6 protein-coding genes are annotated in these 6,937 nt (G+C 62.3%); 5 read left to right on the forward strand and 1 reads right to left on the reverse strand.

Annotated features, from left to right (window positions below):
* From H5U38_08610 to H5U38_08630, 5 genes are all read left to right on the forward strand, one after another.
* Window positions 1-2,123, forward strand: a 2,123-nt coding sequence (locus H5U38_08610) for a glycoside hydrolase family 92 protein (GenBank protein ID MBC7187080.1), incomplete at its 5' end; no start/stop codon positions are given.
* Between the two features lie 179 nt (window positions 2,124-2,302).
* A complete protein-coding gene (locus tag H5U38_08615; protein MBC7187081.1) occupies window positions 2,303-2,998 on the forward strand; it encodes a hypothetical protein in 696 nt (231 codons plus the stop codon).
* A 34-nt stretch (window positions 2,999-3,032) separates the two neighbouring features.
* Complete coding sequence (locus H5U38_08620) at window positions 3,033-4,127, forward strand: DUF917 family protein (protein MBC7187082.1); 1,095 nt, start codon at window positions 3,033-3,035, stop codon at window positions 4,125-4,127.
* 21 nt (window positions 4,128-4,148) lie between these two features.
* Entirely contained in the window at window positions 4,149-4,838 is a 690-nt protein-coding gene (locus H5U38_08625; GenBank protein MBC7187083.1) for an AroM family protein, read from the forward strand.
* A 36-nt stretch (window positions 4,839-4,874) separates the two neighbouring features.
* Window positions 4,875-6,191 (forward strand): nucleoside transporter, encoded by a 1,317-nt coding sequence (locus tag H5U38_08630; GenBank protein ID MBC7187084.1) that lies wholly within the window; start codon window positions 4,875-4,877, stop codon window positions 6,189-6,191.
* A 338-nt stretch (window positions 6,192-6,529) separates the two neighbouring features.
* Here the strand turns inward: H5U38_08630 and H5U38_08635 are convergent.
* A partial coding sequence (locus H5U38_08635) for a DUF3308 domain-containing protein (protein ID MBC7187085.1) occupies window positions 6,530-6,937 on the reverse strand: 408 nt, incomplete at its 5' end.

The following is a 6,937-nucleotide window of genomic DNA, read 5'->3' on the forward strand; positions in this document are numbered from 1 at the left end:
GTCCTTTCGCCATGACCTCCTGGAGCCCGCAAACCTCAGAAGGGCGGTGGTTCTTCCATCCGGCAGGGCGGCAGTTGCAGGGCATTCGCGCCACCAGACAGCCGAGCCCCTGGATCGGCGACTACGGCCAATTTGTCCTGATGCCGCAAACCGGCCGCCTGCTCCCGGATGTGCGGCAGAGAACTTCGGTTTTCCGCCCTGACCACACCTTATACCTTCCGCACTACTTCAAGACTTACTTGGGGCGCTACCGCGTAACGGTGGAGCTTACGCCCACGGAGCGCTGCGCCATTCTGCGCCTGACCTTTCCCCCAGGGCAGCCGTGTCGGCTCATCGTCCACCCATTTGCCGGGCAAACGCATCTCGCCTTCGACTTTCACGGGCGTCGGTTGCGGGGGTACACAACTGCAAACAGCGGCGGCGTACCTGAAGACTTTGCCGCCTACTTCGTGATCTCTTTCGACTGTGCGCTCCTGCCGGAAGAGTCCGGTTTCTTCCGCGGCCCGGAAACGTCCTATGGAGCGAAAACTGCGAGCGGCGACGGGCTTGGGGCGTTCGTCGGCCTCGAGCCGCCGGCGGATGGTGTGGTGCACATCCGCGTGGGCACCTCCTTCGTCGACTGGGACCAGGCAGAGCACAATCTTGCCCAAGAAGTTGGCACGCGCTCATTTGACGAAGTTATGGCCGAAGGGCACGAGGTGTGGAGCAAGATTCTGGGCCTCATCGACATAGAAGGAGCCACGGAAGACCAGGCGCGTACTTTTTACTCGGCGCTCTATCGCACTGTCCTCTTTCCCCATGCCTGGCATGAAATCCGGCCCTCCGGCGAAGTCGTGCATCGCAGTCCCTATGACGGCGGGCTCCATCCTGGAGTGCTCTACACCGATCAAGGGGCATGGGACGTCTATCGCACCCAATACCCCCTGCTCAGCATTCTCTTCCCCGAGCGACTGGCAGAAATCATCCAAGGATGGACGAACGCGTACAAAGAGGGCGGCTGGTTCCCTAAATGGGCCAGCCCGGGCTACCGCTCGTGCATGATCGGCACGCACATCGACGCCATTATCGCCGACGCCTACGTAAAAGGGATCCGCTCCTTTGACGTTGAAACGGCCTACGCGGGGATGCGCAAACACGCCTGGCAACCCGGATCTGCGGACGGTGCGGTCGGGCGAAAGGGACTGGAACACTACCTGCGCCTGGGTTACGTCCCTGCCGACCTCGTCGAGGAGAGCGTTTCGCGCACGTTGGACTTTGCCTACAACGACTTTTGCATTGCCCAGGTGGCAAAAGGGCTTGGTCGCAGCGAGGACTATGAGGCGCTCATCGCCAGGGCGTTCAATTACAAGAGGGTGTTTGACCCGGCCGTGGGCTTTATGCGGGGAAGAAATGCAGATGGCTCCTGGGTCACGCCCTTCGACCAGTTCGCCTGGGGGGGTCCCTACGTGGAAGGGGGCGTGTGGCAATGTGGGTGGGCGGTGCAACACGACCCGGCTGGCCTGATCGAACTCATGGGAGGCAGAGAGCAATTCCTGGCCAAGCTTGACACCCTGCTGGCCACCCCGCCCTATTTTGAGGTGGGCTCCTACAACAGCGAGATTCACGAGATGACCGAGATGGCCGCGGTCGATTTTGGCCAATACGCCCACTCCAACCAACCCAGCCACCACGTGCTCTACCTCTTCGCCGCCGCTGGTGCACCCTGGAAGACCCAGTATTGGGTGCGTCGCGTGTTGCACGAACTCTACGGTCCGGGGCCTGAAGGTTTTTGCGGCGACGAGGACAACGGCGAAATGTCCGCCTGGTACATCTTCAGCGCGCTGGGGTTCTACCCGCTGTGCCCTGGACATCCGTCCTACGTGCTAGGCAGCCCACTTTTCAAGCGGGCCGCGATCCATCTGCCCAACGGCAGGACCTTTACCGTCTCGGCGCCCAACAACGGTCGCCAGAACGTCTATGTAAGCCGAGCGAGGCTGAACGGACAGCCATACAAGAAGACCTACTTGTTGCACGAGTCCATTCTTCAGGGAGGTGAGCTGCAGTTGAGTATGAGCTCCAAGGCGTACATCGAGGAGGGCGAGCAGTGGGAACCCCCGTTCTCGCTCTCGGCGAGGCAGCAGTAGGGTCCATGGCGCTTACCTGAGCTGTCGTCTTTTCGGGCTTCGCGAGGAGGACACAGGATCACACGACGCGCTGCACTTTCCGGAGGCGGATTGCCGCGGACAGTTGGTGATTCCCTGCGAACCGTAGACCCGCAGCGCTGCCGAGCAGAAGAGCCCGGTATAGAAACCTGAGGATAAACATGCACCGATGGAAACAGCATCGAGAAACAGCGCTCAGTTCTGAACAGGAGCAGGCGTTGCCCAGGGAGGTCTTCCGCTGGATAAGGCTCCTATTCTGGAGCAACCTCATCGCTATTCCAGCCTCGGCGCTCCTCTATGGCGAACACTTTGATGTCGTTACCTACCCTCTCAGCTGGTTGGGCAACCCTTCCACCATTGGCGGTCTCCCCAATCAGCGCGGCATGTTGATATTCGATGCCAACCTCCTCTTTTCCTCGTTCGTCTGCCTGCGGTTAGCCAGGTTGAGCTGGCGCGGCGCGCGCACGCCCATCCTGCGGATTGTGGCTTTCCTCTTCCTGTTGGCGGCCGTCGGACTTGTCGTGGCAATGGCACCATGTGCTACACACGACCCTGTGCACCGCATTGGCGCCGGCCTGATGACCACGTCGTTTTGGCTCCTGGGCTTTGTGCTTCTCTTTGAGACGCGCCGCTACGCCCGTCCCTTGTGGTTTTATCCCACAGTGGTGGCAAACCACCTTTTCTTGTACATCTACGCAGCCATGTTCTTTGCCAATCGTCCAGCGCAAACACTGCTGCAGAAGGTCGCTTTCTTCGGGTTGTTATGGAACCTCTACCTGCCGGCGCGGCGCGCCCTTGCCCACGCTCCCCAGGAAACTCCAGAGCCGGAACTTGGCCTGGAGCTGAGCGAGAATTAGGTGGAAATTTAGCTCGTGCGGGGACAGAAGAACTTTGCTCCAAGTGACCGAAGAGATCGTCGAGTCTGCAGTCCTTGGCGGAGGGCTCTTAGGCGGCGGTGGCGGCGGTTCCCTTGAGGAGGGACTGGCTCTTGGACGGGCAGCGCTGGCCCGAGGGTTAGTACTCTTGCGGGACATCGAGGAGCTGCCGCCAGAGGCAACCGTGGTCACCGTCTCATTGGTGGGCGCGCCTGCCGCGCCGGAGCGGTGTGTCACCCCCGAGCACTTTGTGCGCGCAGTGGAAATCTTACGAGACGGGAGCCGGCTCGCAATAGACGCGCTCATCACCTCGGAAAACGGTGGCTTTGCCACGGTGAATGGGTGGTATCAGTCCGCCGTGTTGAGCATCCCGGTGCTGGACGCCCCTTGCAACGGGCGGGCTCATCCTCTCGGGCTCATGGGGTCCATGGGCCTGCATCGCCTGGCAGAATACCGCGCGGGCGCGGCCGCCGTGGGTGGGGATGCGCAGCGAGGCCACTTGGTTGAGGAATTCTGCTGCGGGTCGCTCGAGGAGGTAACGGCCCGTGTGCGACAAGCGGCGATCGCGGCCGGAGGGATGGTGGCCGTGGCGCGCAATCCGGTGCCTGTCTCCTATGTCCGTCAGCATGCAGCAGTGGGTGCCATCTCCCAAGCCATGCGGCTCGGCGCCATCCTCCGCAATGCCTCAGGAATCAGCGCCAAGCTGCAGGCACTTTCGACAGAGATAGGTGCAAGGACCATCGGCCCCGGAGAGGTAACCCAGGTGGAGAGACGCACCGCCGGGGGGTTCGATGTGGGGAGCGTCCTGGTCATGGTGGGCCAGGACCAATACGAACTTTCCTTCTGGAACGAGTACATGACCATAGAGTGCGCAGGGGAGCGGCTGGCCACGTTCCCTGACCTCATTGCCACGCTTGAGAGCGACGAGGGACGTCCGCTGACCACCGCGGCCATCGCGACGGGGCAAAGGGTGGCTCTTGTCACCATCCCGTGGGACAGACTCATCCTCGGTTCTGGCATGAGAGATGCCGGTCTGTACGAGCAAGCTGAAAAGGCCATCGGCAAGAAGTTGCGGCCCTTGCCGCGCGCCCTCTGCCAATGGCCGCAATGAAAGCATGGCCAATTTGAAACCATGCGCATCGGTGCGATAACCATCGGGCAATCGCCGCGGCCGGACATCTTAGGCGAGCTCCTTGCCCCGGAACTGCGGGCGGTGGAGTTCGTCGAGGCAGGGGCGCTGGATGCGCTTGCGCCGCAGCAGATCGCGGCGCTCGCTCCGCGCCCGACGGAGCCCGCCTTGGTGACCCGCCTGCGCGACGGTTCGGTGGTAAAGGTGAGCGCCGCGCGCATCGCGCCCCTGCTCAGGGATTGCGTGCAGCGTGTGGAGCAGGCCGACGTTGCTGCGAGTGTGTTGCTCTGCACGGCCGATTTTGACTTCCTGAGGTCGGAGCATCGGCTTTTTCGTCCCGCTCAGTTGCTCCGTGCCGCAGCAAACGCGCTGGTCGCACAGGGCGTGCTTGCGGTGGTCGTGCCGGAGGAGTCGCAGGCAGCGGGAGCCTCCCAGGAGTGGCTGGTGCCCGAGAGGCAGGTTGTGGTCGCCACACTTCCCCCGTACGACCCCTCCCCTGCACAGCTCGCTCGCCTGGTGGAACAACTCCGCCGCAACGATTTGGACCTTGTGGTCCTGAATTGCATGGGCTATGGGCGCGCTACGCAGCAGCACTTGGCCAGGGCCCTGCGCGTACCGGTGCTGTCGCCGCGCCTGGTGCTCGCCGCCGTGCTGAGCGCCTTTGTAGCCGCATTCGCGCCGCCGCCCAGGTGATTTCTTGAAAACCGTGTGCATCAAGGAGTGATGAGCATGTCGCCGTACAATTTGGTCAGCTTCTGCGGCATATTCGTGCTGATGGGCGTGGCCTGGCTTCTGTCCACGCAGCGTCGCCGCATCAACTGGCGAGTGGTCCTCTGGGGAACCGGGCTGCAGCTCCTTTTTGCGCTCTTCATCTTTCGGGTCCCGGTGGGGGCGAAACTCTTTCTGCTCATCAACGACGTGGTCGTAAAGGTCCTTGACAGCGCCTCTGCGGGCACGAGGTTTCTGTTCGGCCGTTTGGCCCTACCTCCCGGAACAACGGACGCGGCCGGCGAGACGTCGTTGGGTTTTTTCCTTGCTTTTCAAGCGCTCCCCACCATCGTCTTTTTCGCCGCCCTGGTTGGCGCTCTCTACTACTTGGGCGTCATGCCCTGGCTAATCCGCGGCTTTGCCTCGCTGTTCACCAGGTTAATGCGCATCAGCGGTGCCGAGTCATTGTGCGCCGCCAGCAACATCTTCGTGGGCATCGAGTCAGCGCTCACCGTCCGCCCCTACTTGGACGGCATGACTCGCTCAGAGCTTTGCACCATCCTCACCGCGGGCATGGCCACCATTGCCTCCAGCGTGATGGCGCTCTACGTGTTCGTACTGCAGCGCCACTTCCCGACAATCGCTGGGCACCTGGTCTCGGCCTCGATCATCTCCGCCCCTGCCGCTGTGGTGATGGCAAAGTTGATGGTCCCGGAGACCGAGCACCCGGCAACCTTGGGTGTGTCCGTGCGGCCGCACTATGAGCGTGAGCACAACATCATCGAAGCCATCATCAACGGGGCTAACAGCGGCGTACGTCTGGTGGTGGGGATTGCCGCGCTCCTGCTGGCATTTCTGGGCCTTATCGCCCTTGTCGACTTAGTGCTCGGTCAGTTGGGGCAGTGGGCCAGCCAGCTCTTCGGCACGAAGGTTGACCTGTCCTTGCGGAGTCTCCTGAGCTTGGTCTCCTACCCTTTCACCTTGGTGGTGGGCGTGCCGCCGCGGGACGCCTGGGCGGTGGCTCGTCTCATCGGCGAGCGGACCGTGGCCACCGAGGTCCAGTCCTATCAAGACCTGGCCGGCATGTTGGCCGCGGGTGCCTTGCATGAACCGCGTTCTGCGGTGGTAGCTGCCTATGCTCTTTGCGGCTTTGCCCACGTGGCCTCATTGGCCATTTTTGTCGGAGGCATCGCGGCTTTAGCGCCGCGTCGCACTGCGGAACTCTCGTCGCTGGGTCTCCGCGCCCTGGTCGCCGCCACCTTGGCCTGCCTGATGACCGCGGCCGTGGCGGGCACCTTCTTGGGCAGAACGGTAATTCTCACCGGGGTCGGGCATTAACCTGCTGCCGCCAAACTCGCTTCCCTGAGGCGCAACCGCCGGAGTGATACGTGCTCCTGACGCGGGCCGCCCCAACCGAGAAAGGGACGCAACCCGCTGAGCAGCGTTCCGGTGCGAAACAGCCATCGGCAGCACGAGAATGGTCTCTTTGGGCACAAGGAAGCGATGAACTGCCAAACCCCCAGGGGACGTCCATCTCCCAGGGCACCAGCCGCACCTTCAAGACGAAGGTTGGCTCCCCAGAGTTCCACTTGCGCCCACCCACGCGAAATGGCCACGAAAAGCAAAGGCTCCCGGCCGGGCGACCGGGAGCCTTGCGGAGCGTCTCCACTTGCAGCTCACATGGACAGGCGAACGGAGAAACGGTGCACCTCGTTGAATAGCCCGAAGGGCGTATACGCATAGTCCAGGCCAAAGCGGAACCGGGAAAGGGCCTGCTGCACACCAAAGCCGGCGGTGAAACCGTGCTCGTCATTGGGGAAAGAGTAGCCGAGACGCAGCGCCAGCGTGTTCATGAGCAGGTACTCGGCACCGAAACCGACCTGCTCCGGGTAATCGCGCGGGTGCGTGGCATCAACCGAAAGCAGCAATGCGTCCTGACCAAGACGGAGGGCAGGTAACACATCCAAGAGGTCCATCGCCAGGCCGATGCGGAAGGTGAGGGGCAGCTGGAAACCCTCTGTCTCGTAGCGAACTTCCTGGGAGAAGTTGCGCACAGACATGCCAAAGTTGAGGCTGCGGAACCC

Source organism: Calditrichota bacterium, assembly GCA_014359355.1.
Taxonomy (GTDB): domain Bacteria; phylum Zhuqueibacterota; class Zhuqueibacteria; order JANLFK01; family Oleimicrobiaceae; genus Oleimicrobium.